Source organism: Rhodopirellula bahusiensis, assembly GCF_002727185.1.
GTDB lineage: Bacteria > Planctomycetota > Planctomycetia > Pirellulales > Pirellulaceae > Rhodopirellula > Rhodopirellula bahusiensis.
In genome coordinates this window covers 46,768-62,210 of sequence record NZ_NIZW01000021.1, presented here as the reverse complement: position 1 = coordinate 62,210, position 15,443 = coordinate 46,768, and the positions used below count along the sequence as shown (strand labels likewise).

Sequence of the window (15,443 nt, the reverse complement as noted above, 5' to 3'; positions counted from 1 at the left end):
TTAACTGCAATTTGCAAATGCGTCGATCAACCCGACTTTCCACCTACGATTGGAAATCCGCCAACGGTAAAATCAAAGCATGAATGAATCCAAATCATCACCGGACTGGTCCAGTCGCCACTGCGTCCCCTGCGAGGGCGGCATCGACCGAATCTCTGCCGACGACGCGTCTCAGTACCTGACTGAACTGCCGGATTGGTCGCTCGAGAACGATGGAAACCAAATCACGAGAAAGTTGAACACGGGCGACTTCCAAACCGCGATTCGGCATCTCAATGCGATTGCGAAATTAGCAGAAGCAGAACAACACCATCCCGATCTCCATTTGACCGGCTACCGGCATCTCCGCATTGTCCTGACCACGCACGCGATCGGCGGACTCAGCGAAAATGACTTCGTGATGGCCGCTCGCATCAATCAGGTTGTCTCGTGAGCGTTCCTTACGACCGAGCCCTGGCGTTGCTGGACGAATGCAATGGCGACGACCTCTGGAGCATCGAGCATTGCCAACTACGCCGAGTGCCGCAGGAATGGATCGACGAGTTGGCCGACGCTTTCGAAACCAGCTACCGCTTTCGCGATCAAACGATTTCCGTCCCTGATCCGGCGGGGCGCCGTGTGGTCAACCAATACCATGGCGTGCGAGACGTCGATCTCGCGGTCAAACTCGGCAAGCAATTGGGCGTGAACGTGGAATCAATCCAGTCCATTTCGCTGACTCGCCAATCGCTCGTGCGAAACATCAAGGACGCGGTTTTCGAGGGCTAAATCGCCTCGGACCACTGACTTGAATCAAAGTGGTGTAATTCTTTCGGACTTGTCGTCAACTTCTCCGATGCAGTATAGGCGTGTTCGCAGGCGGTCCAATGGACTGCTCACGACCAATGCCCGTCTTTTCAATTGCGACCCGTCATGGCCCAAGCAAACCTCCCGGGAAGTCTCCCTTTCTACGTTCGCTCGCGAATTATTCGCGGACTCGCCGCCGCCTGCCTTTTCGCGACCGGTTCTGCCGTGCTCAGCGAACAGGTTCACGCACAGGGCGGGTTCGCTCTCCCATCCAATTCGGTTGCGAGAGGCCCATCCACTGCCGAAACGCAGGCTGCTCCGCAAGGCTTCACGCCGCGAGCCGCTGGCCCAACCGCATCGAACACACCGCCCAGCCTACAAACACCACCTCAAACCACTGCCAATCGCAACGCGTTGCCAGCCGGTGGTGGTGCACCTGCCGGACAGTTGTCCGGTGGTGGCCAATTGCCACGCGAAGCCGGCCAAGAGCACCGGGTCTACAACATCAGCCCTTACACCGGTTACTTGACCAAGCACGATCGCCCTCACCAAGCCATCGTCGACTGGATCGTTCGAGAAACCGGAACTGACGTTTGGCACACCGAACCCTTTGGTTTCATGAGTGCTGACCGAGATGAACTGAAGGTTTATCACACCAACGAAATGCACCAAGTCATCGGCGGAATCGTCGAACGCTTCGTCGCGGGTGACAAAGAACCGCAAGTCATGAACTTGCGACTGATGACGGTTGGGAATCCCAACTGGCGCAGCAACGCTCACATGTTGATGCAGCACGTCAACGTTCAATCACCTGGCCTGCAAGCTTGGTTGCTTACGAAAGAGAACGCGGCTTTGGTCATGAACATGCTTCGCTCACGAACCGATGTTCGCGAAGTCCAAGCCGTCGACTTGATCACCAACAACGGTCAAACCGAAAAACTTGCCAGCACCCGCGGTCGCAACTACGTCCTGAACGTCAAACCCTCGCCGGCGAACTGGCCTCCGTACGAGCCTGAAACCGGTGAGATCCAAGAAGGCTTCCAAATCGAAGTCAGCCCGCTGCTCAGCGTCGACGGTCGCACGCTCGATTGCGTGATCAACGCCAACATCGACCAAGTCGACAAATTCGTGCCGGTCGAGCTCGACCTGCCGCTTCCGAACAACCAAGTTCACCGCACCAAGATCGAAGTGCCCCAGCTTGTGAGCTGGCGTTTGAACGAACGATTCCGTTGGCCGTCGGACATGGTGCTGCTACTCTCCTGCGGTGTTGTCGCCAGCCCCGAGCGACCTCAATCCAGCGTGCCACTTTTCAACCTCAGCTCCATCACCGGAACAACCGCTGGCCGAGCCGATGCGTTGATGTTCGTCGAATTCCGTGGCCGAGCCTCGGACAACCTGACCACCACCCCGTTGGTGCCACAAGTTGGTTCCCGCGTGTCGGCTCCCAATCGCGGACGCTATTGATTCGCGTTCTCCCGTTCATTTGACGGGTCTTCACATGTCGCCAGCCCACTCTCACCCACGTTTTCGTGGGTCCGCAGTGGGCTCCGGCGTTCACGGTTAGTGTCCCGTCCCGCTTCGCGGACGGATTTGCTATCTTGCCGGCCCGCAAAGTCCTCCATTCCTGCTTCGTTTACATCCAGTCTGACGTGACTGGATACGAACCAATTCACTTAGCCATCGTCCATGCCTGCTACCTCCGCCCAACGCGTCGTGATCACCGGCATCGGCGTGATCAGTCCGCTCGGTAACACCCCCGAAGAACTCCTCAGCGGATTGCGGGAAGGCAAAAGCGGTATCGCTCCGTTCACGCAAATCCCAACCGACGCTCTGCCCATCAGCAACGGCGCAGAAGCCACAGCGTTCACGGGTCACATCAGCGACTACGGACCGCTTGAAAAGGCACTTCAGCGGACGATTCGCAAAGGCAGCAAAGTCATGTGCCGCGAAATTGAGATGGGCGTCGCGGCAGCCCAATTGGCTCTGCACAACGGTGGCCACAACCCGGACGACTTCGATCGCGATCGCACCGGAGTTGTCTATGGATGCGACTACATCATGTCGCTCCCCGAAGAATACGCAGAAGGAATTGCGGCCTGCACGACCGACGGTGAATTTGACTTCACCAAATGGGGCGACTTGGGACTTCCGAAAGTCAACCCGCTGTGGTTGCTGAAGTACTTGCCCAACATGCCCGCGTCACACATCGCGATCTACAACGATCTTCGCGGCCCCAACAACTCGATCACGCTTCGCGAAGCATCCGCCGGTGCGGCATTGTCCGAAGCCGTCTCCACCATCTCTCGCGGTCACGCCGACGCCTTGGTTGTGGGAGCGACTGGATCACGCGTTCACACGCTGCGAACGCTGCACGCATCCATGCAAGAAACCCTGGCGTCAGACACCGAAGACCCCAGCCGTATGTCGCGGCCGTTTGACTCCAGCCGTGACGGCAGCGTTGTTGGCGAAGGTGCCGGTGCATTCCTTTGCGAATCGTTGGAACATGCTGAAAAGCGTGGAGCGACCATCTACGGTGAAATCGTCGCGTGCAGCTCCAGCGCCGTCGGTCCTGCCGCTGGCAATCAACCAATGCGAAAAGGATTTGCAAACGTTCTCCGCGGAGTGATCAACGCGGGACGTCAAAGCGGCTTCGCTCCCGCCGAAGGCAAAATCGAAGTCGGCCACATTCACGCTCATGGTTTGTCCGACGTCGAAACCGATGCTTGCGAAGCCGGCGCGATCGCGGACGTGTTCGGGTTCACCGATACTCAGCCACCAGTCACCACCGCCAAAGGTCACCTCGGCAACATCGGTGCCGGCAGCGGCATGGTGGAAATGATCGCCAGCCTACAAAGCCTGGGCAATGAACTGTTCCCGATCCGCAACCTGGAACAACTGGACGAAAATTGCCCCATCGCGGCCGTGACGTCGGGCGACCAATCCGCTGGTCACAACTTCATCAATCTCAACATCACGCCGCAGGGTCAAACCACGGCCGTTTGGATCACCAAACCTCGCTAAGCAGTTCGGCAGGAATGATCGGGTAGAACCTCACGTAGGCGAGTCTCTCTGAGACTCGCAAATGACAGCATCTCGGAGAGACGCCGCTACGTGATAAAGCCCAAAGACTCCCGCTCACGTGCTTAGGCACGTTGTCGCCCGCACTGGACGACTAAAAAAAGCGGCTCCCGGTCGCTCGAGGGCTAGTCGAATCGCGGACCGGGAGCCTCGCCGGTTTCGGAACACCCTCCACCGACTCAAGCTTCTATCTCTCGAACCGAATGCAAACGCATTGCGCCCGTTTTCGAGAAACTCTCTTTGCAAACGCGTTTCGCGATCAATCGTGATCGTGCCCCTCATGGTCATGATCGTGCGAAATCTTTCCGGTGTAGGACTTGCCATCGATCTGCAATGTCACGGCTCCCTCGGCACCTTCTTTCATCCATCGAGCCATCTCGGCATCGGAGATCGTGAATGACGAAGCTTTGCCGTCCGTTGGGTTCGATGCGGGCAGAGCAAACGTCCTCACTTCGTCGTCGTGTTTCAAGCTCACCGACAACTCGGCTGCATCGATCGCTACCGTCTCTGATGCGGCTCCGTCCAAGACGTTCAGCGTCACCGACTGATCGTCATGAAGCATTTCTAAATGGAAAGCTTCTTTGCCCAATTCAATCAGTTCACCGCCGTTGGGCCCATGTTCCGGATGGGCGTGCGAGTCCGGTGGCGCTCCTTCCATCACCACCGTGTCGGGATCGGCTCCAGAATCTTCAGCAGGCTTCGCACCGCAACCAACTGAAAACAAACAAGCCAGGGCCGTCAAACTCCATGCAAACTTCATCTCAACTCCAGGGACAAAAGGAAAGGACATCAACATCTCAACATTTGGCTTGGATCGACTCGGTGACACCTAAATCGCCGCAAACCAAAGTCACTCGCGTCTGTTTCAATTCTCGAAGGGCTCGCTGAGTTCTCCGGTTGTCTCGGCCACCATTTGCTGTCCGGCCGTTCGACCGATCGCCCAAAACAAAGCGGGCCGAACGAAGAACTCCGCCAGCGTGCTGCTGAGCAACCCTCCGACGATCACGGTCGCGATCGGATACAGGATCTCTTTGCCGGGCTCGCCCGCGGCCAACGCCAACGGCAGCAATCCAATGCCAGAAGTCAGCGCCGTCATCAGCACCGGGGCCATGCGTTCTTGCCCCGCTCGGACCACCATCTGGTGCGTCCATGATTCGCCTTCGTGGCGAACAAGGTGCAGATAGTGATTGAGCAACAGGATTCCGTTTCGACTGGCGATCCCGCACAACGATATGAATCCGACCATCGCGGCTACGGTTAGGTTCTGATCAGTGAGCACCAAAGCCCCGACGGCACCGACAAACGCGGTTGGCAACGCGACCAAGACCTGCATGGAAAAGTTGACATTTCCAAAGAGCGTGTAGAGGACCAGGAACATTCCCACCAAAGCGACACCCGACAAGATCATCAATCGACGAGTCGCTGACTGTTGGCTCTCAAACTGACCACCATATTCCAAGTAGTATCCCGGCGGCAGTTCCAAATCCTCCAACCTCGATTGGATGTCGTTGACCACGTCCACCACACCACGATCGGACACATTGGCCTGCAACACGATCCGGCGACGCACTTTCTCCCGCTTGATCATGTTTGGCCCGTCGCTTCGGTAAACATCGGCCAATTCGTCCAGCGGTAGCGTTCCGCCATTTGGCAATGGAACTGGCAATCGCATCAGCTTGTCGATGTTTTCGCGATACGGTTCATCCATCCGAAGCATCAAATCAAACGTTCGTTGCCCCATCACCACTTGGCTGACGACTTGCCCATTCATCGCGGTCTCGACCAACTCCATCACATTCGCGGGACGCAATCCGTTTTGAGTCAGTGCAAGCTGATCCACATCGATTCGTAGTTGCGGGATGTTTGTTTGTTGCTCGATCATCACGTCGGCCAAACCGGGTACATCGGCAATCCGTCGCTTCATTTCCTCGGCCTTGTTTCGCAACACGTCCAAGTCATCGCCGTAAAGCTTGATCCCGATCTGAGCCTTCACTCCCGAAATCATGTGGCTGATCAGGTGAGCGAGTGGTTGCTCGGTACTCGACACCACACCGGGAAAGTCTTCCATCGTTTCGCGAACCGTCTCGATGGTCTTTTCGCGATTGGCACCATCATCAATTTCCAGAAACATCTCGGTGACGTTGACTCCTTCGGCGTGTTCATCCAACTCCGCTCGACCGGTCCGGCGAGCGACCGACTTCACTGAGTCGATCTTCATCAACTCCTCTTGAATCGCCACACCAATTTGATTGCTCGTCGCCAGCGACGTCCCCGGAGCCAACAACGCGTTGACCTGGACCGCACCTTCATTGAATGGCGGCAAGAAGTCACGCTCCAACCGCGAAAGTGCGATTGCGGCGAAGACAACCAAAACCGCGGTGGCCGCGAGAACAGGAACAGCCAATCTCGTGCTGAACCGAATCGCCAATCCAGCGATTCCCTTCAATCCTTCAAGCAAACGCCCTTCTTCAGCGTCTTCACCACCCAACATCCATTCCGAGACTTGGATCAAAATCCAAAACACGGGCGTCAACAAAAGCGTCCAAGCGAGTTGGCTTCCCGGTAGATGCCAACCTTCGATGAACCAATGCGACAACCGAGGCAAGACCCAAGTGACGGTCAATCCTGAGACCCCAAATGCCAACACGGGAACGACAATTTGCCAATTTCGCTTCCCGACCATCAGCAATGACGCTAGGACTGGTGTCACGGTCAGCGACACGGCCAAGGACGCGATCAGTGACACGACATACCCCATCGCCAAAGGAACGAAGAGCTTGCCTTCCATTCCCTCCAACGCAAACAGTGGAATGAACACCAACACCACGATCGCTGTGCCATAAACCACACTGCTTCGCACTTCGACACTGGCGTCGTAAACCACTCGCAACACCGGACGAGGGCTGTCCGAGTGCCGGTTCTCTTTCAATCGACGAAAGATGTTTTCCACGTCGACGATCGCATCGTCGACCAACTCGCCAATCGCTACCGCCAATCCACCCAGCGTCATGGTGTTGATCGACAAACCAAAGATCGCAAAGACGCAGGCCGTCGAAATGATCGACAGCGGAATCGCGGTGAGGGTTATGAACGTGGTTCGAAAATTCAGAAGGAACAAAAACAGAATCACCAACACCAACACGCCGCCGTCGGCCAATGCCTCGACCACGTTCTCAATTGCACGATCGATGAACGAGCGTTGCGAATAGACGTTGGCAATCCGAATGTCGTCCGGAAGCGATACTCGAAGCTCTTCGAGTGCCTCCACAATCGCCTGATCTACTTTTCGCGTGTCGCTGCCGGGTTGCTTGTTGATCGTCAGCACCACGGCGGGACCGCCTTCGACATTGCCCGCTTCGTCTCGCAAAAATGCCGACGAGTCACCACGTTTGACTTGAGCTCCCTCAACCACTCGTGCAACATCGGCCAACGTCACCGGACGTCCCGCTCGCATCGTGATCGCGATCTGCTTGAGTTCGTCCAGACTGGTGATGCGTCCGAGCCCTCGCACCAGCAACTCATTGGCACCTTGGTCGTCCAAGTAGCCGCCCGTCGCGTTCATGTTGGATTCGTCCACCGCCGTATGAACGTCTTCGATGGTCAGTCCAAACTGAACCAGCTTGTCCGGATCGATCAGAACCTGATACTGCTTTCGACCGCCGCCCATCGTGAAGACTTGCGACACACCGGGCACCGTCAGCAATCGCTGACGTACGACCCAATCGGCCAGCGTCCGCACCTCCATCGGCTCCGTTTCGCCTCCTTCACTCCACATCCCGTACATCAGGATTTGGCCCATGATCGACGAAATCGGTGCCAGGGTTGGCTTCACACCGTCGGGCAATTGCTCTGACGCGAGTTGCAGTCTTTCGTTGACGATTTGCCGGTCGTTGTAGATGTCGGTGTTCCACCCGAACTCGACATAGATGACTGACAAACCGATCCCACTGCTGCTGCGAACCGCCTCCACACCACTGGCCCCGTTGAAAGCCGTCTCCAACGGAAACGTGATCAGAGTCTCGACCTCTTCGGGCGCCATCCCGTGGGCTTCGGTGATCACAACCACTCGTGGCCGGTTTAAATTCGGGAACACATCGATGGGAAGCCGACTGGTTTGCCAAGTCCCCACGCCGAGCATGATCGCGGCGGCCACCAGGATCAGCAGGCGGTTCCTCAGCGAGAATTGAATGATCTTGTCTAACATCGTGAATCTTCAGTGGAATGGTTTGGCGCAGTGACGTGACGCGGCGTGCAAGGTCTGCCGCATGGATCCGGCACGGAGAGAATCTCAAAGCGAGTCGGTATGGAACGAGGTCAGTGGTTGTGTCCGGCGTGCGGATCGATCGCTCCACCACCACGGTTCTTCATTTCCATTTGCAACTGATGAGCGCCACGAACCGCGATTCTCTGACCAGGCCAAACTTGCCCATCGTTCTTCAGTGCGACGTGAACACTGTCGCGAGCCATCACTTCCACCGGAACGCGATCGAAGTGATCACCGTTTTCGATGAAGACGAAACGATTCAATCCTTCCTCGGCCACCGCATCCTTCGGAACGACAATCGCGTTTTCCATTCGCGAGACTGGCAAGCGAAGCGTCAAACGTTGGCCCGGTTTGAAACGCCAACTGACGTACCGCTTTTCGTTCCGCGTTTCATCCCTTTCGATTTCATTCTCGAGTCCCACATAGAACGCGAGCGAACGAGATTCGGCCTCCACCTTGTTGCCGATGTAAACCACGTTCAATCCATCCAAGATCTCGACTTCGCCGTCCGCACCGCTCATGGTCGCCTGCACTTCCGCGTGTGTGTCGGCCGCCTGACGAAGCAACTTGGCGTCTCGCTGGTACGCTTGTCCTTCAATCAACAACTGCGAGAAATCAGATATCTGCGAAATCTGCTGGCCTGCCGTAACTGATTCGCCACGTCGTACGTCCAGCTCCGAAACCACGAATTCAGCATCAATGTGAGTGTGGCCGTGGTCGTCCAGTGGAGGTGGCTGCATCGACGCGATTCGCGCGTCTGGATTGCCCGCCATCCGGTCAGTTGCCCGGCTGAGCGACTCGTGGTGCAACGAGTTGTCTTCCTCCACCCAAGGTGCCCGAACGACCAATTCGCGAATCAATGTTCGATCACGCTCGATCGACTCGATTTGCTGTTCGGTCAAACCATGCAACAACATGGACTGCTTCGCCGCACGGATCCCCGCCAGCAATTTCTCTCGCTCATACTCGCGAGCCAACCGCGTTTTGCCGGACACAGCGCCCGAATTCGTGATCGCTGACAACCGCTGAATTTCCCGGTCCTCCACATCCAATTGCCCCAACTGCAGCAAGAAGTTCTCTTGCGTCTCGACCAAATCCTGGTGCGTGAGCCGCAGCCGAAACATCGGGGCACCGCTTTGAATCAGCTCGCCACGCGAGACGTGAATCGCGTTGATCACCCCGGTCAACGGCGACGTGATGGAGATGTGCGTCTTTCCCGGCCAAGCTGTCACCATGCCAGGAACCTCGACATACTTGGTGTACGGACCGACGGTGACGGCCTCGGTGCGAAGCCGCAAATTGGCTCGCGCCTGCTGACTCAGCTCAAGCGAATTCGCTTCGTCATGGCCCTCGTGATCGTGACCTTCATGACCGCCACTTGAATGATCATGGCCGGCATGGTCATCCGACTCGACCATTGCCTTCGATTCGGCGGTCGAACGACTTCCGAAATCGGTGAAGAAGTAGAGACCGGCCGCTACCGCGATCACGACGGCTAACAACGAAAGAATCGAAGTGCGAAGCGACGCGAGCCACTGATTGGATGAAGTCATGACAGTGCACAAAATCTGAGTGAACGATCGGATGACTATCACGTCCAGCGGCAAAGCCGAACGTCATGCCAAGCATCTCAGTTCGCGTCGGAAAAGAATGGACTTGCGAGGCTGGTACAACGAGCCAACGCAAAACGTCATTCAGTGCCTATCGCGAACGAATGCTGGTTCCGATCTAGAAACTGGTTTGGGGATGAAAGCAGAACGATGTTTGAATCGTTGATGTGGCATGACCACACTTACGAACAAACCATCGCGAAGCTTCCCAAACTCAAATCACCCAAGTGCACAGCAATGCACAGTGATACCGGGATCCCATCGCGGTCCAGCCGACATCGTCAGCGACCGCCCCCGTTTTGATCGCCGAACTCTGAGGTTCGTCGCCATTCAAATGCGTATCGAGATAGGCGAGCATTGGCATTTCGATGACGAACTGCACGTCATTCGAATTCACAAAACTGCACCCCGCCCCGCCGTGACACCCGGGATGGTCACCGTCACAGGGATCCGATTGACAATCGCACCCAACACCACAGACCGAACCGTCAGCGATGGGTGAATCCTCTTTCAACCGCTCGGTGTCACAACCTTTGTTGTGATGATCACACGTCCCATGCAGTGCCGAATCGTGATCATGCCCGGCGTGGACACTTGGCGATTCGTCGGCCGCATTCACATGATGACAACCGTCGTGCACATGCCCCTCACACGCAATTGCATGATGCATCGAACACCCGAAAAACAGGTGCAGCAACAATGCTACGGCGGTGGTAAGACGACAAAATGCGGACACGGTTTCTCTGAATGTGAAAGGTTGCAAGTATTATCGGTAGTTCTGACGGCGAAGGCCAGATCGAAGAAATCTTCGCGATTGGTTTTCCACTAAAAACTTGAAACGCAGCGGCAATGAGGTGTTCAGACGTGCCGGTCACTCATATCAACCGTCCAAGGTCACCAACAATCCTTCGATTTCCGCAGCGGCTTGTCGAGCTTCCGCGGCAGCTTCCAAGACGCTCAAACGCGTGTTGAACAATGTTCGTTGAATGGTAAGCAGCTGAATGTAGTCCGTTTCACCGGCCTCAAACGCTCGCTGAGAAAGCTGATACGTCTCTTCTGAGGTCGGCAAAACGCTGTCATTCAAACGGCGATAACGCTCGAGCGCGACTTGATAGCGACCAGCTGCACTGGCCAATCGTCCTTCCAAACTGAGTCTCGTTCGATCAATCGCTGCCGACGCCTCAGCGATGCTGGCACGAGCACTTCGAATGTTGCCTTGGTTGCGATTCCACAACGGAAGTGGCACGCTCACGCCGACGCTAGCGAACGTGTCGTCCGTCGACGCGTCAACTCCGACACCAATTTGACCGGTGATATTGGGCGTGACTTGGGCGCAAGCCAAACGCAATGACCAGCGTGCACGTTCCAGCGCTGATCCAGCCGCTGTGATCTCAGGACTGGTCGCGGTGATTTCGGCAAGCAACGACTCCCAGGGTGTTTCGATCAAGCCTTCACCGACCTCACCCACCAACGCATCCGCCGGCAAAGTCTGCAGTCCCGTTGCTGCGGCGAGCACACCGCGGTTGGCCCGCAATTGCGTTGCCGCATTCTCTGCGGTAATTCGAGCTTGCTCAGCTTCGACGCGCGCTTGCAACCAAACCACGCGTGAAACTTCTTGAGCATTCAACAAGTCCTGGACACTGCTCAATGACTTTTCCGCCAAATCAACGATCTGGTTAGCGATCTGAGCCCGACGTTGAGCGACAATCGCCGCGGCGAATGCGGACCGAACGTTCGTCAGCACACGCAACTCCGCCATTCGCAACTCAGAACGCCGGCGTTGCGCTTCGTGAGCCTGAACCTGCTGAGCGATCTCCAGTTTGTTCGCGGTCACAAACTGCTGCGACAACTGGACGGTGTGCAATCCCGACGAGGATTCGTTGCCAATCTCATCCGACTGATACTGCAGCACAGGATTGAATGGCAAACCAGCCTGAACGGCTTGTCCAGTTGAAAATGCAACCCGAGCTCGTGCTTCCGCGATCGCCGGGTGCGTCCCCAACGCCATCGCCTCCACCGACGACAACGTCAATCCACTTTGCTGAACAGGACTAGCAGACGGTGAGTCCTCAGACAGTGAGCCCGCAGCCAAAGACGAAGAGATTTGGTCCTGCGATGGCTCGACCTCGTTCATCGTAGCTTCCAACGCCATCGCATCGCGCAAAGTTTGGGGTTCGATGACCAACGTGAAGTCCTGGTCGTCAGCCGCATTCATTTCCGGTGGCGCTGTTACCGCGATCGGCTCCGGTTCTGTTTCACGGGCTAACGACCACTCGTCAAAGCCGACTTGCTGAACTCCTACCTGCGGATTCGAGCCCGCCGGAACCTTTGACTCCGCGACCATTTTCGAAACGGGCTCCGAAGCCGCGATCAATCCATCCGAGCGAGTTTCCCCAATGGTCTGACAACCACCGCTCATCCCCAATGCAGCCAGCAACAGCAAGCGTTTCGCAATTCGCTTCCGCCCATCGACTTCCGAATGCTTTTGCACAACGACACCTTCCATGAAAATCGCAACTAGCCCGATCATTCCATCGGTCCAACACGATGGCTGTATCAGGCATGATTGCGACAACCCGAACGATTCCCCCGATCCGAGCTTCCGACTGTAGCGATTGTGCCGGTCGTCGAAACCGCGATGTCATCGTCTGAGAAGCTCGCTCAGAAACCCGCGGAGGCTTTCAACCAATCCATCTCCGATCGCTGAAGCGAGACTGGAATCTCCGTCCGGTAGATTCGCAAGGTTGTGCTCAAACACACGTTGCTCCCCAGAAGTCATCTGCCGAGAACGTTTGCGAAATCGAGCAGCATCTCGTCCTTGCGCGGTTGCTTCATACCGAATTTGAAAACGAGCCAATTCCCCAGAGTCAAACCAAACCCACTCGCAACTGCGGCATCGATCGAGAGCGAACGAATCCGTCCCCGGCTGATCTTCCTTGTCCATCAACCGACGGCACCGCGGGCATCGAAGTTGAAGATTGTTGTCACCGGATTGCGAGATCTCCTGCTGCAACTCCTCCGGCGAATTGGTATCCCGGCGACAAATGTCTTCCACGCGTCGAGACTGCACCAAGTAGCCGACACACTGGTGACATTTGAAAACGTTCACCCCTTCGTACTGACTTCGGACGAGGGAACTGGCACACACGGGACACTTCATCAAAGACCTCAATCATCAGCATTGAAAACCCATCAAACAGTCTATCTCATCAAGCTTGCATGCATGCCGCCGTCGACCACGTTGACCTTCAATGACCCCGGCAGCTTCTCGAGGACGACCGCGTGTGTTGGATAGGTGAACGCCATGCCGACCGGCCCGGTCCCACTCGGAGAACTTTCTCGCAGATACACGTTCAGAACATCTTTCCGTAAAGCGATGCCGACAATACGGATCGAATAGCCCGTCGTGTTGCGCTCACCAAGGGCGGCGATCACGACGGTCTCCCTCGAAAAATCAACTGACTGAAAAGCTTGTGATACTGACTCAGACGACTGCCCCGTTAATTGAACAAAGTCATCGACTGACTGGATCAAGTGAATGCCAGGCGACATCACTCGGCCGACGTTGATTGTTTGCCGAACCGGGATGTGCTCCCCATCGACGATCGGAAGCTCGTCGATCTTTGATGGAGCACAACCGCTGGCGAAACAAACGAGAACGGCAAGAATTGGGCGAGCAATGAAGTTGGTCATGAGAATTCATCTCGTCTGAGTAGTCGTGAAAAGCTTCGGGGTTTGTCTTCGCCGGTATCATTCACCGCATCCACGCATCGGCGACTGGATCATCGCGAGCGACACGGACGGCCGCGCCGCTCGAACATTGACGAAGGACTATTTCAAGCCTTGTTCACGAAGCCACTTTGCAACTTCGGCTCGGCCGTTCTTCACCTCGTCCAGCGGGCTAATTTCTTTGTCGGGGTTCCCAAACGGAAGTCGCTTGCCGTAGTACGCATGCATTGAGACACCATGCTTCGACGGTCGTGGGTCGGAAGTCGCATACTCCAATGCGTTCTTGCCATCCATGCCTCCGTAGAAATCCTGCAGCACATCCGCAACGAATGAGCCGCGGACGCTTTTGTAAACACGTCCTTTCGACAAATAATGGTTTGCACTTGTCACTCGTGTGGAGCCATCCCACCGAACTTCAAATCGCGAATGCTTTCCACCTTTGGCGATCTCATCTTCGTCGCATCCCAACGTTGACACCCCATTCAAATCAGCCCCCATGTCCACCAGACGTTTTACCAGTGCCAGATCGCCAGAAGCTGCCGCGAAGTGCAAAAGCGTCTTGCCGCCACAGCGAGCCCCCACTTTGAGTTCGCCCGCCTTCAAAGCTTCCAAGACTGCAGACGAATCGCCCAGAACCAAAGCCTCGATCTCAGCCGGATATTCGATCGTTTGGCTGCGCATCCGAAATTGGTAGTGAGGTTGAATCAACACCAACTCATCGAGGCGTAGCCCAGATGCCAATTGCCACTCGCCGAGACCTTCCGTCTGAATGTTTTTCAACACATCCAGCCGATGTTCCCGATTGATTCGCTGAGCCAAATCGGCATGACCAGAAGTGGCGATCAAGTGACCAACCGCGCAGTGCGTGCCCCAAGGATCGATGAAAACTGGGCGACGACCGGGTACGAAAATGTTCTGCGGAAAGTCTCCTTCGACCATGTAGTCGCGAAGTCGCTGAATATTCGCTGAACGCTGATCCAACTGCGAACGACTGAGATCACTGATGTCCGCCGCATTGAGTCTCGCGATCACCAGTTCAAAATGCTTCTGAAGCAAAGTGACTTCGTTGTTGAGTGCTTCTACCCCATTCCGATCGAACTCTTCATGAACCTTGCCGGCCCAATTGGGATTCACCTCGAGGAGCCGTTTGTGCAGGTTGTGTTGCCGCTCCGTCGCCTCTTCTTTCACTGCGGCTGGCACAACACCCACAGTCGAACGTTCGACTTTTGGCGTGGTGGCAGGCAAACCAGATACCGCCAACATGGTGGGCAGCAGGAACGGGATGACAAATTCGGACAGTTGCTTCATGAAAGACATGATCTTGAATCCAGCAGAAAAGGGAGGCATTGGGCGAAGCATTCTTCGCCTCAATTTCCCCTGCGAAATCCCGTCCGCCCGCACCTCACCAAAACTTGGTTTTTCTCAAAACTCAGCAAAATTGCTTTGTCGCAATGCCATCCCCGATCGGTGCCCGTCCAGACACACCTAATGGGGACGACTATCGGCGAGCGTTGTTGCTCGCCGTATCCAGTCGCGATTGGGCATCCAACGAAGCCAGCTATCGCCTGCAAAAGAAGACGACGCCATTCGCGATTGCAATCGACGCGAGGTAGACAATCCCGATCATCCCACCGACGACTGCAACGTCGGAAGTGATCGAGTACGTCGAGATGGTGATGTCGCCGTACGGTGAAACAGAATCAGTGACGTCGTCATAGAGCAGACTGACTACCCCGTTCTCGATCGACACGCTCCCGTACCAGCCGATGATTGCAACAACACTGGACAAGACAGCAACGACCGCCATCGTGACCAGTGCATAAGGCAAGTACGATCGCTTCCCAGCCACTTGACGGGCCAAGCTCGGCGTCTCGTACGGGTTCTCTGACAAACGACGTGCCTTCTTGTTTCGCACCAGTTGAACAAAGCCTTCCTGCTCAGCTTCCTTCGATCCATCAATTCGAATTCTTAGAACG

General features: G+C 55.9%; 13 protein-coding genes. 4 read left to right on the top strand and 9 right to left on the bottom strand.

Going from position 1 to position 15,443, the window contains the following annotated elements:
• The first annotated feature begins 79 nt into the window (after positions 1 to 79).
• The 4 genes from CEE69_RS23345 to CEE69_RS23330 all read left to right on the top strand — a co-directional run bounded on the left by CEE69_RS23345 (position 80) and on the right by CEE69_RS23330 (position 3,807).
• Complete coding sequence (locus CEE69_RS23345) at positions 80 to 433, top strand: 4a-hydroxytetrahydrobiopterin dehydratase (protein WP_099263018.1); 354 nt, start codon at positions 80 to 82, stop codon at positions 431 to 433.
• Entirely contained in the window at positions 430 to 768 is a 339-nt protein-coding gene (locus tag CEE69_RS23340; RefSeq protein WP_099263017.1) for a hypothetical protein, read from the top strand. The genes CEE69_RS23345 and CEE69_RS23340 overlap by 4 nt, the downstream gene beginning before the upstream one ends.
• Positions 769 to 912: 144 nt before the next feature.
• Positions 913 to 2,250: a hypothetical protein gene (locus CEE69_RS23335; RefSeq protein ID WP_099263016.1), complete on the top strand. Its 1,338-nt coding sequence runs from the start codon at positions 913 to 915 to the stop codon at positions 2,248 to 2,250.
• Positions 2,251 to 2,472: 222 nt separating this feature from the next.
• The gene (locus CEE69_RS23330; protein ID WP_099263015.1) at positions 2,473 to 3,807 is read left to right on the top strand and encodes a beta-ketoacyl-[acyl-carrier-protein] synthase family protein; all 1,335 of its coding nucleotides are present in this window, start codon (positions 2,473 to 2,475) and stop codon (positions 3,805 to 3,807) included.
• 316 nt (positions 3,808 to 4,123) lie between these two features.
• Here the strand turns inward: CEE69_RS23330 and CEE69_RS23325 are convergent, their stop codons facing one another.
• The 9 genes from CEE69_RS23325 to CEE69_RS23275 form a co-directional block, all read right to left on the bottom strand.
• Positions 4,124 to 4,624: a hypothetical protein gene (locus CEE69_RS23325; RefSeq protein ID WP_099263079.1), complete on the bottom strand. Its 501-nt coding sequence runs from the start codon at positions 4,622 to 4,624 to the stop codon at positions 4,124 to 4,126.
• A 105-nt stretch (positions 4,625 to 4,729) separates the two neighbouring features.
• Positions 4,730 to 8,068, bottom strand: a complete 3,339-nt coding sequence (locus CEE69_RS23320) for an efflux RND transporter permease subunit (RefSeq protein WP_099263014.1) — start codon at positions 8,066 to 8,068, stop codon at positions 4,730 to 4,732.
• 110 nt (positions 8,069 to 8,178) lie between these two features.
• On the bottom strand, positions 8,179 to 9,681 hold the full coding sequence (locus CEE69_RS23315) for an efflux RND transporter periplasmic adaptor subunit (protein WP_099263013.1): 1,503 nt from the start codon (positions 9,679 to 9,681) through the stop codon (positions 8,179 to 8,181).
• A gap of 271 nt (positions 9,682 to 9,952) precedes the next feature.
• Entirely contained in the window at positions 9,953 to 10,408 is a 456-nt protein-coding gene (locus tag CEE69_RS33335; protein WP_233215555.1) for a hypothetical protein, read from the bottom strand.
• Positions 10,409 to 10,618: 210 nt separating this feature from the next.
• Positions 10,619 to 12,268 carry a TolC family protein gene (locus tag CEE69_RS23295; protein ID WP_099263011.1) on the bottom strand — a complete coding sequence of 550 codons (1,650 nt, stop codon included), beginning with the start codon at positions 12,266 to 12,268 and terminating at the stop codon, positions 10,619 to 10,621.
• Between the two features lie 111 nt (positions 12,269 to 12,379).
• Entirely contained in the window at positions 12,380 to 12,898 is a 519-nt protein-coding gene (locus tag CEE69_RS23290) for a zf-TFIIB domain-containing protein (RefSeq protein ID WP_099263010.1), read from the bottom strand.
• A gap of 41 nt (positions 12,899 to 12,939) precedes the next feature.
• Positions 12,940 to 13,431 (bottom strand): protease complex subunit PrcB family protein, encoded by a 492-nt coding sequence (locus CEE69_RS23285; RefSeq protein WP_199169929.1) that lies wholly within the window; start codon positions 13,429 to 13,431, stop codon positions 12,940 to 12,942.
• A 138-nt stretch (positions 13,432 to 13,569) separates the two neighbouring features.
• On the bottom strand, positions 13,570 to 14,784 hold the full coding sequence (locus tag CEE69_RS23280) for an ankyrin repeat domain-containing protein (RefSeq protein WP_099263077.1): 1,215 nt from the start codon (positions 14,782 to 14,784) through the stop codon (positions 13,570 to 13,572).
• A gap of 241 nt (positions 14,785 to 15,025) precedes the next feature.
• A complete protein-coding gene (locus tag CEE69_RS23275; RefSeq protein ID WP_143549320.1) occupies positions 15,026 to 15,382 on the bottom strand; it encodes a hypothetical protein in 357 nt (118 codons plus the stop codon).
• Positions 15,383 to 15,443: the final 61 nt, after the last annotated feature.

Coding starts and splice junctions, on each gene's coding strand:
- CEE69_RS23290 (WP_099263010.1), bottom strand. CDS start 12,898: ATGAAGTGTCCCGTGTGTGCCAGTTCCCTCGTCCGAAGTCAGTACGAA.
- CEE69_RS23285 (WP_199169929.1), bottom strand. CDS start 13,431: ATGACCAACTTCATTGCTCGCCCAATTCTTGCCGTTCTCGTTTGTTTC.
- CEE69_RS23335 (WP_099263016.1), top strand. CDS start 913: ATGGCCCAAGCAAACCTCCCGGGAAGTCTCCCTTTCTACGTTCGCTCG.
- CEE69_RS23325 (WP_099263079.1), bottom strand. CDS start 4,624: ATGAAGTTTGCATGGAGTTTGACGGCCCTGGCTTGTTTGTTTTCAGTT.
- CEE69_RS33335 (WP_233215555.1), bottom strand. CDS start 10,408: ATGCATCATGCAATTGCGTGTGAGGGGCATGTGCACGACGGTTGTCAT.
- CEE69_RS23280 (WP_099263077.1), bottom strand. CDS start 14,784: ATGTCTTTCATGAAGCAACTGTCCGAATTTGTCATCCCGTTCCTGCTG.
- CEE69_RS23315 (WP_099263013.1), bottom strand. CDS start 9,681: ATGACTTCATCCAATCAGTGGCTCGCGTCGCTTCGCACTTCGATTCTT.
- CEE69_RS23295 (WP_099263011.1), bottom strand. CDS start 12,268: ATGATCGGGCTAGTTGCGATTTTCATGGAAGGTGTCGTTGTGCAAAAG.
- CEE69_RS23345 (WP_099263018.1), top strand. CDS start 80: ATGAATGAATCCAAATCATCACCGGACTGGTCCAGTCGCCACTGCGTC.
- CEE69_RS23330 (WP_099263015.1), top strand. CDS start 2,473: ATGCCTGCTACCTCCGCCCAACGCGTCGTGATCACCGGCATCGGCGTG.
- CEE69_RS23320 (WP_099263014.1), bottom strand. CDS start 8,068: ATGTTAGACAAGATCATTCAATTCTCGCTGAGGAACCGCCTGCTGATC.